15 protein-coding genes are annotated in these 17,478 nt (G+C 71.9%); 9 read left to right on the forward strand and 6 right to left on the reverse strand.

Annotated features, from left to right (window positions below):
• Positions 1-43 precede the first annotated feature (43 nt).
• Positions 44-280 (forward strand): exodeoxyribonuclease VII small subunit, encoded by a 237-nt coding sequence (locus ACGFQ9_RS16065; protein WP_393574404.1) that lies wholly within the window; start codon positions 44-46, stop codon positions 278-280.
• A 116-nt stretch (positions 281-396) separates the two neighbouring features.
• A complete protein-coding gene (locus ACGFQ9_RS16070; RefSeq protein WP_393574405.1) occupies positions 397-987 on the forward strand; it encodes a malonic semialdehyde reductase in 591 nt (196 codons plus the stop codon).
• Positions 988-1,074: 87 nt separating this feature from the next.
• Here ACGFQ9_RS16070 and ACGFQ9_RS16075 read toward each other — a convergent pair whose 3' ends face one another.
• Entirely contained in the window at positions 1,075-1,590 is a 516-nt protein-coding gene (locus tag ACGFQ9_RS16075; RefSeq protein WP_393574762.1) for a DUF4245 domain-containing protein, read from the reverse strand.
• A 283-nt stretch (positions 1,591-1,873) separates the two neighbouring features.
• On the opposite strand from ACGFQ9_RS16075, the gene glpX reads away from it, so the two are divergent.
• On the forward strand, positions 1,874-2,908 hold the full coding sequence (glpX, locus tag ACGFQ9_RS16080) for a class II fructose-bisphosphatase (protein ID WP_393574406.1): 1,035 nt from the start codon (positions 1,874-1,876) through the stop codon (positions 2,906-2,908).
• Between the two features lie 105 nt (positions 2,909-3,013).
• Here glpX and ACGFQ9_RS16085 read toward each other — a convergent pair whose 3' ends face one another.
• Positions 3,014-3,391 carry a WhiB family transcriptional regulator gene (locus tag ACGFQ9_RS16085; protein WP_393574407.1) on the reverse strand — a complete coding sequence of 126 codons (378 nt, stop codon included), beginning with the start codon at positions 3,389-3,391 and terminating at the stop codon, positions 3,014-3,016.
• A gap of 217 nt (positions 3,392-3,608) precedes the next feature.
• Positions 3,609-4,295, reverse strand: coding sequence for a DUF1707 domain-containing protein (locus ACGFQ9_RS16090; RefSeq protein ID WP_393574408.1), 687 nt, complete (start codon positions 4,293-4,295; stop codon positions 3,609-3,611).
• A gap of 169 nt (positions 4,296-4,464) precedes the next feature.
• Here ACGFQ9_RS16090 and ACGFQ9_RS16095 point away from each other — a divergent pair, with 169 nt between their 5' ends.
• Positions 4,465-6,132 carry a fumarate hydratase gene (locus ACGFQ9_RS16095; RefSeq protein ID WP_393574409.1) on the forward strand — a complete coding sequence of 556 codons (1,668 nt, stop codon included), beginning with the start codon at positions 4,465-4,467 and terminating at the stop codon, positions 6,130-6,132.
• Between the two features lie 45 nt (positions 6,133-6,177).
• On the opposite strand, the gene ACGFQ9_RS16100 is transcribed toward ACGFQ9_RS16095, so the two are convergent.
• Positions 6,178-6,555 carry a hypothetical protein gene (locus ACGFQ9_RS16100; RefSeq protein ID WP_393574410.1) on the reverse strand — a complete coding sequence of 126 codons (378 nt, stop codon included), beginning with the start codon at positions 6,553-6,555 and terminating at the stop codon, positions 6,178-6,180.
• Between the two features lie 53 nt (positions 6,556-6,608).
• Here ACGFQ9_RS16100 and ACGFQ9_RS16105 point away from each other — a divergent pair, with 53 nt between their 5' ends.
• Together ACGFQ9_RS16105 and ACGFQ9_RS16110 are read left to right on the forward strand one after the other, a co-directional pair.
• A complete protein-coding gene (locus ACGFQ9_RS16105) occupies positions 6,609-7,406 on the forward strand; it encodes a glycerophosphodiester phosphodiesterase (RefSeq protein ID WP_393574411.1) in 798 nt (265 codons plus the stop codon).
• Between the two features lie 142 nt (positions 7,407-7,548).
• Entirely contained in the window at positions 7,549-8,217 is a 669-nt protein-coding gene (locus tag ACGFQ9_RS16110; RefSeq protein ID WP_393574412.1) for a hypothetical protein, read from the forward strand.
• A 64-nt stretch (positions 8,218-8,281) separates the two neighbouring features.
• On the opposite strand, the gene ACGFQ9_RS16115 is transcribed toward ACGFQ9_RS16110, so the two are convergent.
• Complete coding sequence (locus ACGFQ9_RS16115; protein ID WP_393574413.1) at positions 8,282-9,841, reverse strand: ricin-type beta-trefoil lectin domain protein; 1,560 nt, start codon at positions 9,839-9,841, stop codon at positions 8,282-8,284.
• Between the two features lie 106 nt (positions 9,842-9,947).
• Between ACGFQ9_RS16115 and ACGFQ9_RS16120 the strand changes: the two genes are divergently transcribed.
• From ACGFQ9_RS16120 to ACGFQ9_RS16130, 3 genes are all read left to right on the forward strand, one after another.
• Positions 9,948-11,339: a class II fumarate hydratase gene (locus tag ACGFQ9_RS16120; protein ID WP_393574414.1), complete on the forward strand. Its 1,392-nt coding sequence runs from the start codon at positions 9,948-9,950 to the stop codon at positions 11,337-11,339.
• A gap of 201 nt (positions 11,340-11,540) precedes the next feature.
• Entirely contained in the window at positions 11,541-12,239 is a 699-nt protein-coding gene (locus ACGFQ9_RS16125; RefSeq protein ID WP_393574415.1) for a DUF402 domain-containing protein, read from the forward strand.
• Positions 12,240-13,179: 940 nt separating this feature from the next.
• The gene (locus tag ACGFQ9_RS16130; RefSeq protein WP_393574763.1) at positions 13,180-15,048 is read left to right on the forward strand and encodes a SpoIIE family protein phosphatase; all 1,869 of its coding nucleotides are present in this window, start codon (positions 13,180-13,182) and stop codon (positions 15,046-15,048) included.
• 123 nt (positions 15,049-15,171) lie between these two features.
• Here the strand turns inward: ACGFQ9_RS16130 and ACGFQ9_RS16135 are convergent, their stop codons facing one another.
• A complete protein-coding gene (locus tag ACGFQ9_RS16135; protein ID WP_393574416.1) occupies positions 15,172-17,451 on the reverse strand; it encodes a transglycosylase domain-containing protein in 2,280 nt (759 codons plus the stop codon).
• Positions 17,452-17,478 lie beyond the last annotated feature (27 nt).

Consider the following 17,478-nt stretch of genomic DNA (forward strand, 5'->3'; position numbering starts at 1 on the left):
CCCGCAATATTTTCGTTGTACGACACACATAAGGTGGCAGGGAATGGCCGAGGCGGAAACGGCGCTGGGGTACGAGCAGGCCCGGGACGAGCTGATCGAGGTGGTCCGCAAGCTGGAGGCGGGCGGCACCTCGCTGGAGGAGTCCCTGGCGCTCTGGGAGCGGGGCGAGGAGCTCGCGAAGGTCTGCCGGCACTGGCTGGAGGGGGCCCGCGCGCGCCTGGATTCCGCACTGGCGGCCCGGGAGGCGGCGGACACCGGCGACGGGGGCCGCGAGGAGTAGGGGAAGGGGCGCGGGAACGGAGCCGGAGGCGGCACCACAACCGATTTGTTGAACTTTCACCTATCTGGTTGTACAGTTTTCAACAACGCACCTCCGCCCCTGGAAGAAGGCATTCCATGTCCCTCGTTCTTGACGCCGCCGCCCAGGACCTCCTGTTCCGCGAGGCCCGCACCGCCAACTCCTTCACCGACGAGCCGGTGACCGAGGAGCAGGTCCAGGCGATCTACGACCTGGTCAAGTACGGCCCGACCGCCTTCAACGGGACCCCGCTGCGGATAACCCTGGTCCGTTCGCCGGAGGCTCGCGAGCGCCTGGTGCAGCACCTGATGGAGGGCAACCAGGCCAAGACCGCCGCCGCCCCGCTGGTCGCCGTCCTCTCCGCGGACAACGAGTTCCACGAGGAGCTCCCGCAGCTGCTCCCGCACTTCCCGCAGGCCAAGGACGCCTTCTTCAGCGCCCGCCCGGTCCGTGAGCAGTCCGCGCTGCTGAACGCCGCCCTGCAGGCCGCCTACTTCATCGTGGGCGTGCGCGCGGCCGGCCTGGCGGCCGGCCCGATGACCGGTGTGGACTTCGCCGGCGTGCAGAAGGAGTTCCTGGACGACGACCACACCCCGATCATGGTGGTCAACATCGGCAAGCCCGGCGAGGACGCCTGGTTCCCGCGCTCCCCGCGCCTGGACTTCGACCAGGTCGTCACCACCGTCTGAGCGACACCGCCGACAGCAGCGGAAGAGGCCGCCCGCCCCGGTTCCCCGGGGCGGGCGGCCTCTTCTCGTGTTCCCGCCTTCGCGGGCTCAGCCCTTCTTGAACTCCAGCGCCGCGGCCATCCTGCCGAGCTGCTCGAAGGAGGCCGTGCCGGTCACCACCGTCACGTGCCCCTCGCCCTTCAGCACCAGCGCGTCGTACTTCGGGCCGTCCCAGAGCTCCCAGGCCGTGCCGCCGACCTGCTGCGTCCGGCCGGTGGCCCGGGCCTGCTGCGTCACCCCCGCCAGGTACTTCTCCGAGGGGTCGCTGGACTGCTCGACCGCCACGTACTGGTTGCCCGGGTCCAGGAAGCCCAGGTGCCACGCGTTGGCGTTCTTCCGCTCGTACGTGACCGAGGTCGCCCGCCACTCCTGCGGCAGGCCCACGGGCGCGGCCAGCGGGTAGGGAGCCGCCCTCCGGGCGGTAATGGTCTCGACGCGGTAGTCCACCACGCGCGTCGGATCGGCCTTTTCGTCATGCGGGATGAAGATGTAGATCCCGCCCACGATGACCCCGAGCACCGCCAGCGACCGGACCATGTCCAAGACCGTCTGCTTGCCTTTCATACCTGCCACGCCCCCTATCGTCCCGTACGGCCGGAACGATCACCGACAGGGGTCCGCCTCGAGTGTGTCCCCGCCGTACCTCCCGCACGCCTCCGGTGCGCCTCCGGTGCGCCTCTGGCGCGGCCCGGGCGGCGGCCCGCAGACTGCCCCGGGCGCCGTACGGGACCGCCGGCCGCCCGATATGCCGCTCATAAGTGACCCCCTCTGCTCAATTTGTCGACGTACCGATAGAGTTCCAGCACCCTCACTTCACGGCCGTCGTCGTACAGAAAGGTGCGCTCCGATGACCGAGCACCACAACCTGCCGCCCCAGCTCGAAGTCTCTCCCGAGGCCCCCGACCGCAACCTCGCACTGGAACTGGTCCGGGTCACCGAGGCCGCCGCCCTGGCCGCCGGCCGGTGGGTCGGGCGTGGCGACAAGATCGGCGCCGACGGTGCCGCGGTCAACGCCATGCGCACCCTGATCTCCACCGTCTCGATGAACGGCGTCGTCGTCATCGGCGAGGGCGAGAAGGACGAAGCCCCGATGCTCTTCAACGGCGAGCGGGTCGGCGACGGCACCGGCGCCGAGGTCGACATCGCCGTGGACCCGATCGACGGCACCACCCTCAACGCCAAGGGCATGCCGAACGCCATCGCCGTCCTGGCCGCCGCCGACCGCGGCACCATGTTCGACCCGTCCGCGGTCTTCTACATGGACAAGCTCGTCACCGGCCCCGAGGCCGCCGACTTCGTCGACATCAACGCCCCCGTCTCGGTCAACATCCGCCGGGTCGCCAAGGCCAAGGGCATGGCCGTCGAGGACGTCACCGTGGTGATCCTGGACCGCCCCCGCCACGAGGGCATCGTCAAGGAGATCCGCGAGACCGGCGCGCGCATCAAGTTCATCTCGGACGGCGACGTCGCCGGCTCCATCATGGCCGCCCGCGAGGGCACCGGCGTGGACCTGCTGCTCGGCATCGGCGGCACCCCCGAGGGCATCATCTCCGCCTGCGCCATAAAGTGCCTCGGCGGCGTGATCCAGGGCAAGCTGTGGCCCAAGGACGACGCCGAGCGCCAGAAGGCCCTCGACGCCGGCCACGACCTGGACCGCGTCCTGACCACCAACGACCTGGTCTCCGGCGAGAACGTCTTCTTCGTGGCCACCGGCATCACCGACGGCGAGCTGCTCCGCGGCGTGCACTACCGCTCGGAGACGGCGTCCACCTCGTCGCTGGTCATGCGCTCCAAGTCGGGCACCATCCGGAAGATCGACTCCACCCACCGGCTCTCGAAGCTGCGCGCGTACAGCGCGATCGACTTCGACCGGGCCGAGTAGTCCGTAGTCGTACGCGGAAGGGGCGGCCCCGTCGGGGGCCGCCCCTTCCGCATGACGTGGTGACGTCATCAGGTCATGAGGTACGGCGGGCGTACGCCGGGCGGGTCAGCCCGCGGCGGCGACCGGCTCGCTGCCGGGCTGCTGCCGCAGCTCACCGGCCCGGCGGCGCATCCGCGCCAGCACCACGCGGCGCTCCGCGGCGGTGAGACCGCCCCACACCCCGTACGGCTCGGGCTGCAGCAGCGCGTGCTGCCGGCAGGCGATCATGACCGGGCAGCGGGCACAGACCCGCTTGGCGGCCTCCTCGCGCGACAGCCGGGCCGCGGTCGGTTCCTTGGACGGCGCGAAGAACAGTCCCGCCTCGTCCCGCTTGCACACCGCCTCCGCGTGCCATGGGCCGTCCTCTTCCCGCGAGGGCATCCGCGGGCTGGGCAGAGCGGAGACGGTGGCTACCTGCGGGGACTGATGCGGCGGATGCTGCACGGTCTACTCCTGACGACGTATTCACGAGCCATTCACGAGCGGAGACGATGCACCTGTCCCTACCCGCTGTGCGCGCCCATATGCGCCGTGTGGGGCGATCCGGCCGGGAACTGGCCGGGAACCGGCCGCCCGCCACCGGCGTCCGCCGCTGCCTCTCCGCCCTCGCCCTCGCCCGCGCTGCCTCTCCCGCCCTCGCCCGCGCCGCCCTCGCTCCCGCTCAGCCGTCCGTCCGCTTGCGCAGCCGGTTCGCCAGGTCGACCAGCCGGGCGCCCCGCTTGGGGCGGGCCTCGATGTTCCCGAGCAGCGCGAACCCGCGGACGACCACGACCGGTGCCTGCGGGTCCGTCTCGCCGCGGCTCTCCCCGCGGATCTCGAAATTGCCCAGCACTCCGTTGCCGAACCCGCGCAGGGTGACGTTCTCCGGGACAAGGATCTCCACGTTGCCCATCACCACGGTCACGTTGATCTCGGTGAGCTGCTGTTCGAACACGGCCTCGGTGAGGTCGATGGCGACGTCGCCCATCACCGCCACCGCGCGGGTGCGGGGGCCGGGCCGCCACCGGCCCCGCCGGGCGGAGCTGCTGCAGACGGCGACCACGGACTCCGAGTAGCCCGCGCCCGCCGGTCCGTACGGGGCCGGCTGCCCGGCCCCCGCCGGACCACCGGCCGCGCCGTGCGGGAGGCCGCCCTGGCCCGCCGGCAGGTCCCGCACCAGCTGCTCCAGCTCGCCGACGGTCTTCACGGCGTACATCGTGTCCAGGCGCTCGGAGTGCTCCTCCGCGGTGAGCCGGCCCTCCGCGAAGGCATCGCTCAGGATCCGGGCGATCCGGTCGCGGTCGGCGTCCGAGGCGCGCAGCTCGGCGGGGGAGGCGGCGGGGGCAGCGGGATGCTTTTCCAGGTCCACGCGAGCAGCATAGCCAAACACGATAGATCGCGATACTGCAGAGTGGAGTGAGTCGGGCACCGACTGAGCCTTACCTCACATACCGACCTTCGAGGCCGACGTCCTACGCTGGTGTGCTGCGCTGCCAATTGGTCGTCAGCGCTGTCTGCCGAGTGAGGAATGGCCACACATGCCGGAGTTCGCGTACACCGACCTGCTGCCCCTGGGCGAGGACACCACCCCGTACCGGCTGGTGACGTCCGAGGGCGTGTCCACCTTCGAGGCGGACGGACGCACCTTCCTCAAGGTCGAGCCGGAGGCGCTGCGCAAGCTGGCCGAAGAGGCCATCCACGACATCCAGCACTTCCTTCGGCCGGCGCACCTCGCGCAGCTGCGCCGCATCATCGACGACCCGGAGGCCTCGGCCAACGACAAGTTCGTCGCCCTCGACCTCCTCAAGAACGCGAACATCGCGGCGGCCGGCGTCCTGCCCATGTGCCAGGACACGGGCACCGCGATCGTCATGGGCAAGCGCGGCCAGAACGTGCTCACCGAGGGCGGTGACGAGGCGGCCCTCTCCCGCGGCATCTACGACGCCTACACGCGGCTGAACCTCCGCTACTCGCAGATGGCCCCGCTGACCATGTGGGAGGAGAAGAACACCGGCTCGAACCTGCCCGCGCAGATCGAGCTGTACGCCACCGACGGCGGCGCGTACAAGTTCCTCTTCATGGCCAAGGGCGGCGGCTCGGCCAACAAGTCCTTCCTCTACCAGGAGACGAAGGCCGTCCTGAACGAGTCCTCCATGATGAAGTTCCTGGAGGAGAAGATCCGCTCCCTCGGTACGGCGGCCTGCCCGCCCTACCACCTCGCCATCGTGGTCGGCGGCACCTCGGCCGAGCACGCCCTGAAGACCGCCAAGTACGCCTCGGCTCACTACCTGGACGAGCTGCCCACCGAAGGCTCCGCCCTCGGCCACGGCTTCCGCGACCTCGACCTGGAGCAGCAGGTCTTCGAGCTCACGCAGAAGATCGGCATCGGCGCGCAGTTCGGCGGCAAGTACTTCTGCCACGACGTCCGCGTGGTCCGCCTCCCCCGCCACGGCGCGTCCCTGCCGGTCGCGATCGCGGTGTCCTGCTCCGCCGACCGCCAGGCGGTCGCGAAGATCACCGCCGAGGGCGTCTTCCTGGAGCAGCTGGAGCGCGACCCGGCCCGCTTCCTGCCGGAGACGACGGACGAGCACCTGGACGAGGCCGGCGACGTGGTCCGGATCGACCTGAACCAGCCGATGGACGACATCCTGGCGACCCTGACCGAGCACCCGGTCAAGACCCGCCTCTCCCTCACCGGCCCGCTGGTCGTGGCGCGCGACATCGCCCACGCGAAGATCAAGGAGCGGCTGGACGCGGGCGAGGAGATGCCGCAGTACCTCAAGGACCACCCGGTCTACTACGCCGGCCCGGCGAAGACCCCGGAGGGCTACGCCTCCGGCTCCTTCGGCCCGACCACGGCCGGCCGCATGGACTCCTACGTCGAGCAGTTCCAGGCGGCGGGCGGCTCCAAGGTCATGCTGGCCAAGGGCAACCGCTCCCAGCAGGTCACCGACGCCTGCGGCGCGCACGGCGGCTTCTACCTCGGCTCGATCGGCGGCCCGGCGGCCCGCCTGGCCCAGGACTGCATCAAGAAGGTCGAGGTCCTGGAGTACGAGGAGCTCGGCATGGAGGCCGTCTGGAAGATCGAGGTCGAGGACTTCCCGGCGTTCATCGTCGTTGACGACAAGGGCAACGACTTCTTCCAGAACCCCGCCCCGGAGCCGACCTTCACCCACATCCCGGTCCGCGGGCCGGGCCTGGCGTAACACCCCGGCGGGGCGGGAGTTCCACGGAGCTCCCGCCCCGCTGCCTTACGTGCCCGCCGTACGGCGCGACTCCAGGAGGGCGGCTTCCACGGGGGTGGCGTCGTAGCCGTGGACGCGGAGGCGGTTCAGCTCGGCGATGGTCAGGCCGAGGATCTCCCGGGCCGCCTTGAGCGGGACGCCGTCCGGGCCGCCGATGCGGACCCGGACCGTGCCCTCCTGCTCGACGATGCGTTCCCGGACCTCGTACGCGGCCGGACCCCAGCCCCCGTCACGGACGCACCCGATGGACGGGCCGGCGAAGTCGCAGTTGTCGCAGGTCCAGTCGGAGTACCAGCGCAACCGCCCGCCCTCCACCCGCTGCCAGGCATGGAAGACGCACCGCTCGCAGGGTTCACAGGGAAGCGTCACGAAGTGTTCGGCCATCCGTGCAGCATGCGGTACCGGTGTGGCGGGCGTATCCCGATAACGTCTGGGGCATGACCCCTCTGTCCAGTCTTTCCACCCGGTCCAATCGGGGCGGTGCGGCCGTGCGGTCCGCGGTCCGTGTCGTCGCGCACCGGGGCGCCTCCCACGAGCACCCCGAGCACACCCTCGCCGCCTACCGGCAGGCCATCGCCGACGGGGCCGACGCGCTGGAGTGCGATGTGCGGCTCAGCCGGGACGGGCAGCTGGTGTGCGTGCACGACCGGAGCGTCGGGCGGACCTCCGACGGGCGCGGGGTGGTGTCCGCGATGAGTTACGAGGAGCTGGCCGCGCTGGACTTCGGCGGCTGGAAGGGGCCCGGGCACGGCGGGGCGCGGGTGCTGCGGTTCGAGGAGCTGCTGGAGCTGGCGCTGGGGGCGCCGTACCCGGTGGGGCTGGCCGTGGAGACCAAGCACCCGAGCCGGGCCGGCGGACGGCTGGAGGCCGAGCTGGTGCGCGTGCTGAAGGCGTACGGGCTGGCGGACGGGGCCTCGGGGCGGGTGGAGGTGATGAGCTTCTCCCGGAACGCCCTGGTGCGGCTGAACCGGCTCGCGCCCGGTCTGCCGTCCGTGTACCTGATCGAGCGGGCCGTCCGCCCGCCGCGGCCGCCGTTCGCCGGGCATGCCGGACCGGGGATCGAGCTCGTGCGCAAGGACCCCGGGCTGGTGGGACGGCTGAGGGCCAAGGGGCTGCGGGTGCGGGTGTGGACCGTGGACGAGCCCGAGGACGTCGAGCTGTGCCTGCGCCTCGGCGTGGAGACGATCATCACCAACCGGCCGCGCGAGGTGCGGGAGTACATCGGCGCCCGCTGAGCGCCGCCGTCCCGCTCTGCTCCTCTGCCGATCGGCATAGTGCGGCCCTGCATGTCGGGCCGATCGGCAGATGGCTGCTCCCCGGGGCTCCGGGCGAGGGTTGTCATGTGCCCGAACGGGGCGCCTGACCAGGGGAGTTCACATGAAGATCCGCACTGCCGCCCTGCCCGCCCTCGCACTGGCCGCCGTTGCCTCGCTGGTGGCGGCCGCACCCGCGCCGGCCGCCGCACCCTCGCCCGCGCCGGCTGCCGCGTCCGCACCGGCTGCCGCGCCCACGCCGTCCGCCGCTCCCCGTACTGCCTCGGTGCAGGGAGCGGGACGGATCTCCTATCCGTACTCCCCCGACCACGAGATCCGGTTCTCGGTCGACGCCGAGGGTGTGCCGTGGAGCAAGCCGTTCCCGGTCAAGGGTCTGGAGAAGGGGCTGCCCACCGATGCCCGCGGCCTGGTGACGGTGTACCACCGGGTGCCGGCCTCCGAGTCGCCGACCGGCAAGGAGTTCGTCGGCAGGGCCGTCGCCGAGGTGGACTGCCTGGTCACGGGTGGCCGGACGGCCACCCTCACCGCGGTGGTCAAGAAGTCGAACACCGGGAACGAGAAGCAGCGGATCGGCATCAGCATCGAGGAGGGCCGCGGCGGGGAGCCGGACCGGCTGGGCTTCTCCTGGGGCGTCGGCAACCTCGACGTGGGCAAGGACGGCAAGCCCGGGCCGGCCGTCACGGGTACCTGCATGGCTCCGGCGGCGTTCGCCCGGGTCGTCGAGGGCGGGTTCAAGGTCGCCGCGGCCCCGCTGGCGCCCGAGCCGAAGTAGGGCGGCAGACACACGAGGCACCCGGCCGGGGTGCGCCGGCCGGATGTGGGGGGACGTGCTCCTGTCAGGCGAAGCGCTGGTTCGCGGAGCCGTTGCAGGGCTGGAGGCGGAGGGGATCCTGTGCCGCGCCGACGGTCAGGCACATGCCGGTCGCGGCGGCCGGGCGGATGGTGGCGCCGTCACGGACGAAGTCCTGGTTGGCGCCGCCGTGGCAGTTCCAGAGGATCAGGCCGGTGCCCGCGCCGTAGTCGGCGCCGGGGGCGTCCAGGCACCGGTCGTGGGTGAGCTCGACGTGCACGGACCGGTTGGCGGGGTCGTACCACCAGCCCTGGTTGCGGCCGCCGTGGCAGTCCCAGCCGAGGACCTGGGTGCCGTTGGCGCTGGCGGCGCCCCTGGCGTCGAGGCAGTTGCCTGTCGCCTCGTTCCGCAGCGGGGCGTACAGGTCGTCCCAGGCGCCGGGGACCAGCACCGGGTTGCCCGTGGAGGCCGGGTCTGCGCAGGAGGCCTCGCGCAGGCCGGAGGCGTAGAGCTGGGTCAGGCAGGACGCGAACGCGCCGTGGCCGCGCCGGTTGGGGTGGAAGGACTGGCGGGTGGTGTTCTCGTCCCACGGGAAGTGGTCGCCGAGGTCCAGGTAGAGGCCGCGGGCCCAGGTGTCCTCCATGCACACCTCGTGGCCGTGGAAGAGCCGGGAGTTGTCGAGGTAGACGGCGCCGGAGTTGCGGGCGGCTTCCCGCATGCCCTGCTCGAACGCCGGGACGGCCTGGTTGCGGCCCCAGGTGGCGTCGGAGTCGTAGCCGGCGCAGCCGCCCGGGAGCTTGCCGGGGAAGTCCGGGTTGTCGTTGAAGTCGGGGCCGATGGGGCTGGGATAGCCCATGACGACGAGCTTGTAGTCGGAGTCGGCGTAGCCGGCGTTCCGCATGACCGTCTTCAGGTCGGCGACGGTGGCCTCGACCTTCGGCCGCAGTCCGTCCACCCGGGCCTGCCAGCCGGGGGCGTACTTCGGCTCGCAGACGCCCTGGCCGAGTACCCAGCGGGTCACGCAGTCGGTCATGACCGGGCCGAACTGCAGGTCGTCGTTGGCTCCGGCGACCAGCAGGACCATCTTGACGCGGGTGTTGCGGGCCTTGATGGCGAGGCTGTCGCTCTGCACGAGCTCGTCGGCGTACTGCTTGCTCCCGCCGATCCGGATGTTTCCGGTGTACGCGCCGGAGCAGGCCACGTTGAAGGTGAGGTCGGCCTGGATGCCGGTGCGGTGGATGGCGGTGTCCGGCGAGCGGTGGCACTGGTTGTCCGGCGTGTTGGTCGCCGGGTCGTAGCTGCCGATGCCCTCGCCCGATATCTCGCTGTCGCCGAGCGAGATGAGCCCGGTCCTGCGCTGGTTCATCGGGCGGATGGCGGAGTCGCCGTAGATCTTCACGGCCTCGGCGGCCCGTACGGTCTCCAGTTCCGGCGGAAGTGGAGTGATCGCCGAGCCCGAGGTGGTAGCCGTGGGGGTCATGGTGGCCGTGGGGGTGGCCGCCTGAGCCATGGGGGTGATGGCGGTGACGCCCCCGAGGGCGGCCGCGAACGCCGCGACGGCGGCGAAGGTACATCTGACTCTGAGTCTGGGTCTGGTTCGCGCCATGAACGCCTCCCCGAGTAGGTGTTACCCCCGGTATCTACTGGCGGGTAGGGGAGATGGGAACACTTCGAACAAGACAATTGCTCAACTTTTTGAGGAGGCCACGAAGATGACCGAGGACCAGTTCCGGATCGAGCACGACTCCATGGGCGAGGTGAGGGTCCCCGCACACGCCAAATGGCGGGCCCAGACCCAGCGCGCCGTGGAGAACTTCCCCATCTCCGGGCAGCGCCTGGAGCGCTCCCACATCGCCGCTCTGGCCCGGATCAAGGCCGCTGCGGCCCGGGTCAACGTCCGGCTCGGCGTACTGGATCCGGCCGTCGGCGAGGCCGTCGGGGCGGCCGCCGCCGAGGTCGCGGAGGGCCGCTGGGACGAGCACTTTCCGGTCGACGTCTTCCAGACCGGCTCCGGCACCTCGTCCAACATGAACATGAACGAGGTCATCGCCACCCTCGCCACCGAGCGGCTGGGCCGCGACGTCCACCCCAACGACCACGTCAACGCCTCGCAGAGCTCCAACGACGTGTTCCCCTCGTCCATCCACATCGCCGCCACCGCCGCCGTCACCCACGAGCTGATCCCGGCCCTGCGGCACCTGGCGGCGGCGCTGTCCCACAAGTCCGCCGAGTTCGCCGAGGTGGTCAAGGCGGGCCGCACCCACCTCATGGACGCCACCCCGGTCACCCTGGGCCAGGAGTTCGGCGGGTACGCCGCCCAGATCCACTACGGCGTCGAGCGCCTGCAGGCGGCGCTGCCGCGGCTCGCCGAACTGCCCCTGGGCGGCACCGCCGTCGGCACCGGCATCAACACGCCGATGGGCTTCTCCGAGGAGGTGATCGCCGAGGTGGCCGCGGACACCGGCCTGCCGCTGACCGAGGCCCGGAACCACTTCGAGGCCCAGGGCGCGCGGGACGCCCTGGTGGAGACCTCCGGGATGCTCCGCACGATCGCGGTCTCGCTCACCAAGATCGCCAACGATCTGCGCTGGATGGCCTCCGGCCCCCGCACAGGATTGGCCGAAATCAATCTGCCGGATCTGCAGCCCGGCTCCTCGATCATGCCGGGGAAGGTCAACCCGGTGGTCCCCGAGGCGGTGCTGATGGTGGCCGCACAGGTGACCGGGAACGACACCACCGTCGCCGTGGCGGGGGCCGCCGGGAACTTCGAACTCAATGTGATGCTCCCCGTCATGGCCCGGAACCTGCTCGAATCCGTGCGGCTGCTCGGCGCGGCAAGCCGCCTGCTCGCCGACCGCACGGTCGCCGGGATCACCGTCAACGCCGCCCGGGCCAGGGAATACGCGGAATCCTCGCCCTCGGTGGTGACCCCGCTCAACCGGTACATCGGCTACGAGGAGGCGGCCAAGGTGGCCAAGAAGTCCCTCGCGGAACGGAAGACGATCCGGGAGGTGGTGCTGGAGGAGGGCTACGTCGACCGTGGCGACCTGACGCTGGAGGAGCTGGACCGGGCCCTGGACGTGCTCCGGATGACCCGGCCCTGACCCGGACCCGAACCGGCCCCGAACAGGCCCCGAACCAGCCCCGGTCCGCGCGCGGGCCGGGCGTACGGCTCCCGGAGCGGCTCCGGAACCACCTGATTCCGGCCGCTCCCGGGCCCCGTACGCGCCCCCTGGCACCGCCACGAGGACCCCCAGTGACCTGCACCGCAGCGGTCCCGGGAGGCCCGCGCCTACTATCTGGGCATGGAAGGTACCGACGAGGCACGGAGCACACAGGGGACCCGGGACACGCACTGGGCGCCCGGGGAGCACATCCTCTGGCGCTACCGCGACCACGCCCCGGGCCTGGACGGTCAGGTGCACATCTGCCGGCCGGTGACGGTGGTCCAGGACACCGGGGACCTGCTCGCCGTGTGGATGGCCCCGGGGACCGAATGCGTCAAGCCGGTGCTGGCCGACGGCAGTCCGGTGAGCCGGGAGCCGCTCGCCACCCGCTACACGGCACGCCGGACCACCGCGCGCTCGATGTGGTCCGGCGAGGGAGTGCTCAAGCTGGCCAAGCCCGGCGACCCGTGGTCGGTGTGGCTGTTCTGGGGGCCCGGCTGGGAGTTCCGCAACTGGTACGTCAACCTGGAGTCGCCCCGCACCCGCTGGGACGGCGGCATGGACTCCGAGGACCACTTCCTCGACATCGCGGTCTACCCCGACCGGAGCTGGCAGTGGCTGGACGAGGACGAGTTCGCGCAGGCCCAGCGGTCCGGTCTGATGAGCCCGCAGGACGCGGACCGGGTACGGGCGGCGGGCCTCGAAGCGGCCCGTCTGATCGGCGCCTGGGGGGCTCCTTTCTCCTCCGGCTGGCAGGACTGGAGACCCGATCCGAGCTGGAAGGTTCCGGTTCTGCCCGAGGACTGGGACCGCACCCCGGCGTATATGACCTCATGAGACCCTTGATGCGCCCCCGGGGTTCAAACGTAGGATCGTCCTCCGCAAGGCTGCGTAATTGGCATGCTGCGCGCGGGACTTGGTAACGAGCGGGACGCGGTACCCGGGGGTGACGGTGCCCCCGCCGCTGAGCGGGTATACCGCGACTGACCGAGTTGAGTGCAGCGCACATCGAGCGCGAACGGACGGAATTCCACGCGTGACGGAGTACCCCACCTCCCACGAGGGCCCGCAGCCTGCCGCCGCGGGCAGCTCCGACGTGCCGGGGCCGCGCCGGGCACGGCGGGGTCCGGGCACACGGGCCGTGCCCGCGTCCGCGGCGGGCGCGCAGAGCGCCCCGGCGCCGCGTACCCCGGCCGACCGGGACGACCTCGGCCACGGCAAGGCGCCCGCCCCGGGCGACGGCTGCGCGGGCGCCCGCTCGCGCGAGGGGCTCACGGCCGGCCCGGACGGGCCGGAGGACGCCGCGCCGGGCGGCCGCCCGGCCGGGTCCGTGCCCGTCGCCCTGCCCGGCTCGATCCCACCCGCCCGGCACGCCGGCGGCAGCCCGCCCGGAGCGCGGCCGCCGGATCCGGAGGCCGGTGACGGGTCCCGCGACGCGGCGGCCGCGCGGAACGCCGGTGCCGCGGAGCCCGGATCCGGCACGGCCGGCACCGACGGCACCCCTGGCGCGGGCGGTACGTACGACACCCCTGGCACGGACGGCATGAGCGGTACGGACGGAACGGGCCCGGACGCGGGTGCCACGGACGCCGGGGCCCGGGCCCGTGACACCGCGGCCGCGCGGAACGCGACCGCCGCGCCCGGCGGCGCGGAGCGGCACGGCGACCCGAACGGCCTCGGCGACGACGGCCTCGGCGGGCACGACGGCCTCGGCGACCCCGGCGCGCACGGCGTACCGGCACCTCGCGGCGAGGCCGCGGCGGTGCCGGGCGGAGGCATGCCCGGCACCGGCATCACCGGTACGGTCACGGCCGGCGCCGGTGCCGGTCCCGACGCCCGCGGTGACGGGTCCGGCCGGTCCGGGATACCGGCAGGCGCCGAGGCCACGGCGGCACGCCGGGAAGGCGACCGGCTGCGGTTCGTCGGGGCGGCCACCCGCCGCATCGCCCGCGGCATCGACCTCGACGAGATCGTGCTCGGCCTGTGCCGGGCCACGGTCCCGACCTTCTCCGACGCCATCCTGGTCTACCTGCGCGATCCGCTGCCGGTCGGCGACGAGCGTCCGGTCGGCCCGGTCGTCTTAAGGCTTCGCCGTACCGACCGGCTGCGGCCGATCGACGAGCTCGGGACCGGGCTCGAACTCACCGGGGCCGCGGGGGGCGCCGGGGAGCTCGACTTCAGCCAGCTGCCGCTCGTCGGCCCGCAGGGCGACCTGCCCGCGGCCGAGCTGTGCGAGATCCGGCCCGGCGGGGCGCTCGCCGAGGTGCTACGCGGCGTACGGCCGGTGTTCGGCGACTCCGCAGCCGCCCGGGCCGCGCTGCCCGAGCTGCTCGGCGACGAGCACCCGCTGCCGAGCGGCCAGCGGGCGGTGCTGGCGCCGCTGCGCGGCCGCCGCCGGGTGATCGGCGCGGCCGTGTTCCTGCGCAGTCCCGAGCGGCCCGCGTTCGAGCCGAACGACCTGCTGGTCGCGGCGCAGCTGGCCACGCACACCGCGCTCGGCATCGACAAGGCGGTGCTGTACGGCCGGGAGGCGTACATCGCCGACGAGCTGCAGCGCACCATGCTGCCCGACAGCCTGCCCCAGCCGACCGGGGTGCGGCTGGCCTCGCGCTACCTGCCGGCGGCCGAGACCGCCCGGGTGGGCGGCGACTGGTACGACGCCATACCGCTGCCCGGGAGCCGGGTCGCGCTCGTCGTCGGTGACGTCATGGGGCACTCCATGACCTCCGCCGCGATCATGGGCCAGCTGCGCACCACCGCGCAGACCCTGGCCCAGCTCGACCTGCCGCCGGGCGAGGTGCTGCACCACCTCGACGAGCAGGCCCAGCGGCTCGGCTCGGACCGGATGGCCACCTGCCTGTACGCCGTCTACGACCCGGTGTCGCACCGGATCACCATCGCCAACGCGGGCCACCCGCCGCCGGTGCTGCTGCACCTGGGCGGGCGCGCCGAGGTGCTCAGGGTGCCGCCGGGCGCGCCGATCGGCGTGGGCGGCGTGGACTTCGAGGCGGTGGAGCTGGACGCACCGGCCGGGGCCACCCTGCTGCTGTACACCGACGGCCTGGTGGAGTCCCGGCTGCGCGACGTGTGGACGGGCATCGAGCAGCTCCGCGAGCGGCTGGCCACCACGGCCCAGCTGACCGGGCTGGACCATCCGCCGCCGCTGGAGGCCCTCTGCGACGACATCCTCGACATGCTCGGGCCGGGTGACCGGGACGACGACATCGCGCTGCTCGCGGCCCGCTTCGACGGGATCGCGCCCAGCGACGTCGCGTACTGGTTCCTGGACCCGGAGGAGACCGCTCCGGGCCGGGCCCGCCGGTTCGCCCGCCGCGCGCTGTCCCGGTGGGGCCTGGAGGAGCTGGAGGACTCGGTGGAGCTGCTGGTCAGCGAGGTGGTCACGAACGCCGTCCGGTACGCGGAACGGCCGGTGACCCTGCGTCTGCTGCGCACGGACGTGCTGCGCTGCGAGGTCGGCGACGACTCACCACAGCTGCCGCGGCAGCGCCGGGCCCGGGAGACCGACGAGGGCGGCCGCGGGCTGTTCCTGGTCAACCGGTTGGCCCGGCGGTGGGGCGCGACCCGGCTGAGCAGCGGCAAGGTGGTCTGGTTCGAGATGTCGCTGCCGGGCGGCGGGCGCGGCTGATCCCCGGCGGACGGCCGTCGCCTGCTCCGGCAGGCAGCGCGAAAAGGCCGCCGCCCCGCAGCGGATTCGCTGCGGGGCGGCGGCCTTTTCGTGGTCCGGCGCCGACGGCCGGCCCGGTGTCGCCTACTGCGTGGGCGGCTTGATGTCGGCGCTGCCCGAGGGCGGCTTGGTCGGCGGGGTCGGCTTCGTCGACGGGGAGGTCGGCGGGCTGGACGACGGCTTGCCGGAGCTGCTGCCGCTCGGGTTGGGCTTGCCCGACTGGCTGCCGCTCGGGTTCGGGGAGCGCGAGCCCGAGGGCTTGGTGCTCGCCGAGCCGCTGGGCGAGCTGCTGGCCGAGCTCGACGGGCTGGTGCTCTTGGTCGGCGGTGCGGCCGGGGCGCCCATGTCGGCGTCCTCCAGGTCGAACTTGCCGGTGTCCGCGCCCTGGAGCGCGGCCAGGGTGTACGCCTTCCAGATGTCGGCCGGGAAGCTGGAACCGCCCGCCCGGCCGCCGCCGGCGGTACCGGTCAGCGTGGTCTGCTTGAAGGTGACGGGCTCCTCGCCGAACATCGCGACGACGGTGACCAGCTCCGGGGTGTACGCGGCGAACCAGGCGGACTTGTTGTTCTCGGTCGTACCGGTCTTGGCGGCGGCCTGGTAGGCGCTGCTGCGGACCTTCTTGCCGGAGCCGGACTCGTCCTCGACGACGCCGATGAGCACCTTGGTGACGGTGTCGGCGGTGCGGCTGCTGATCGCCTGGCCGCCGATGGCCTGCTGCGGCCTGAAGGTGCGCTCGGCGTGGGTGGCGGACTTGACGATGGTCGGAGTGACCTTCTTGCCGTGGCGGTCGAGGGTGGCGTAGACCCCGGCCATCTCCACGGTGTTGGCGCTCATGGTGCCGAGCGAGAGCGCCGGGCTCTCCTCGGGCCAGCCGTCCCGCTTCCCGTTCATGCCCATGGCCAGGCCGGTCTTCTTCACCTTGGGCGGGCCCACGTCCACGAACATCTGCGCGTACACGGAGTTCATGGAGCGGTTGGTGGCCTCCTGGACGGTGACGTCACCGTAGCTCCGGTCCTCCTGGTTCTGCGGGGCGAACGGCTCCGAGGCACCGACGACCTTCCGCTTGCTGGTGCCGTCGTAGATGGTGTTCGGCGTGATCTCCTTCTCGTCCTGGGTCTCCGACCCGTTCTCGAGGGCGGAGGCCAGCACGACCGGCTTGAAGGTGGAGCCGGGCTGGTAGTCGGTGCGCAGCGCGTTGCTGGCGTACTTGTCCTGCAGGCCGGTGCCGCCGTACATGGCGACGATGGAGCCGGTCTTGGGGTCCACGGAGGTGGCGCCGGCCTGGACGTTCTGGTCGACCGGACGGTTCTTGGTGTCCTTGCGGTCGAGCTTGGACTCCAGCTCCTCCTGGACGGCGGTCTCCAGGGCCTTCTGCTTCTTCGGATCGATGTTGAGCGTGATGTTCCAGCCGCCCGCCTCGATCTGGTCGTCGGTGACGCCCTGGCGGCGGAGCTCGGCGTTGGCGGCCTGGACCAGGTAGCCCTTCTGGCCTTCGAGGCCGGGGGCGGGCTTGGGCTTGATGGGCTCCCGGAACTGCAGGGTCTTGCGCTTGCCGGCATCCAGCGCGCCCATCTCGACCATGTTGTCGAGCACGCCGTTGAAGCGGATCAGGACCAGCCGCTTGCCGTTGGGGCCGGCGGTGGCCCAGTCGTACTGGCTGGGGGCCTGGAGGACGGCGGCCAGGTACGCGCCCTGCTCCAGCGTCAGCTTTTCGACGTCCACGCCGTAGTAGGCCTGGGAGGCGGCCTGGATCCCGTAGGCGCCGCGGCCGAAGTAGCTGGTGTTGAGGTAGCCCGCGAGGATCTCGTCCTTCTCCATCTCGTTGTCGACCTTGAGCGAGATGATGAGTTCCTTGACCTTGCGGGTGGCCGTCTGCTCCTGGTTCAGGAAGTAGTTCTTGACGTACTGCTGGGTGATGGTGGAGCCGCCCGCCGTGCCCCGGCCGAGGACGGTGTTGACGCCGCCCCGGGCCACGCCGAACAGGTCGACGCCCTGGTCCTTGTAGAAGGACTTGTTCTCGATGGCGATGAAGCCCGTCTGGACGTCCTTGGGGATCCGGTCGAGGCCCACGATCTCGCGGTTGACCTTGCCCCTGCGGGCCATGATGGAGCCGTCGGCGTACTTGTAGACGTTGCTCTGCAGCTCCGCCTGCTCGTTGGGGTTCGGCTTCTCCACCACGAAGTAGGCGATGAGCAGGGCGGCCATTCCGAGCAGGATCACACCGAAGAACGTGCCGAGGATCTTCTTCCAGGTGAAGAGGCGGCGTATGAAGCTCTTCTTGCCTCCGCCGCCCGCACGGGCGCCGTTCGATGCGCGTCGTGCACCGCGCCCGCCTTGCGCTCTCCGCGCCTCTGCTCGGCCCATCGCTCCCGCTCCGCTCGATAACCCCCC

This window comes from Streptomyces sp. NPDC048603 (assembly GCF_043199475.1).
GTDB lineage: Bacteria > Actinomycetota > Actinomycetes > Streptomycetales > Streptomycetaceae > Streptomyces.

Excerpts from the sequence above, each read along its gene's own strand:
- ACGFQ9_RS16070 (WP_393574405.1), top strand. The coding sequence starts at position 397 with ATGTCCCTCGTTCTTGACGCCGCCGCCCAGGACCTCCTGTTCCGCGAG.
- ACGFQ9_RS16095 (WP_393574409.1), top strand. The coding sequence starts at position 4,465 with ATGCCGGAGTTCGCGTACACCGACCTGCTGCCCCTGGGCGAGGACACC.
- ACGFQ9_RS16105 (WP_393574411.1), top strand. The coding sequence starts at position 6,609 with ATGACCCCTCTGTCCAGTCTTTCCACCCGGTCCAATCGGGGCGGTGCG.
- ACGFQ9_RS16110 (WP_393574412.1), top strand. The coding sequence starts at position 7,549 with ATGAAGATCCGCACTGCCGCCCTGCCCGCCCTCGCACTGGCCGCCGTT.
- glpX (WP_393574406.1), top strand. The coding sequence starts at position 1,874 with ATGACCGAGCACCACAACCTGCCGCCCCAGCTCGAAGTCTCTCCCGAG.
- ACGFQ9_RS16135 (WP_393574416.1), bottom strand. The coding sequence starts at position 17,451 with ATGGGCCGAGCAGAGGCGCGGAGAGCGCAAGGCGGGCGCGGTGCACGA.
- ACGFQ9_RS16130 (WP_393574763.1), top strand. The coding sequence starts at position 13,180 with ATGCCCGGCACCGGCATCACCGGTACGGTCACGGCCGGCGCCGGTGCC.
- ACGFQ9_RS16115 (WP_393574413.1), bottom strand. The coding sequence starts at position 9,841 with ATGGCGCGAACCAGACCCAGACTCAGAGTCAGATGTACCTTCGCCGCC.
- ACGFQ9_RS16125 (WP_393574415.1), top strand. The coding sequence starts at position 11,541 with ATGGAAGGTACCGACGAGGCACGGAGCACACAGGGGACCCGGGACACG.
- ACGFQ9_RS16100 (WP_393574410.1), bottom strand. The coding sequence starts at position 6,555 with ATGGCCGAACACTTCGTGACGCTTCCCTGTGAACCCTGCGAGCGGTGC.
- ACGFQ9_RS16065 (WP_393574404.1), top strand. The coding sequence starts at position 44 with ATGGCCGAGGCGGAAACGGCGCTGGGGTACGAGCAGGCCCGGGACGAG.
- ACGFQ9_RS16075 (WP_393574762.1), bottom strand. The coding sequence starts at position 1,590 with ATGAAAGGCAAGCAGACGGTCTTGGACATGGTCCGGTCGCTGGCGGTG.
- ACGFQ9_RS16120 (WP_393574414.1), top strand. The coding sequence starts at position 9,948 with ATGACCGAGGACCAGTTCCGGATCGAGCACGACTCCATGGGCGAGGTG.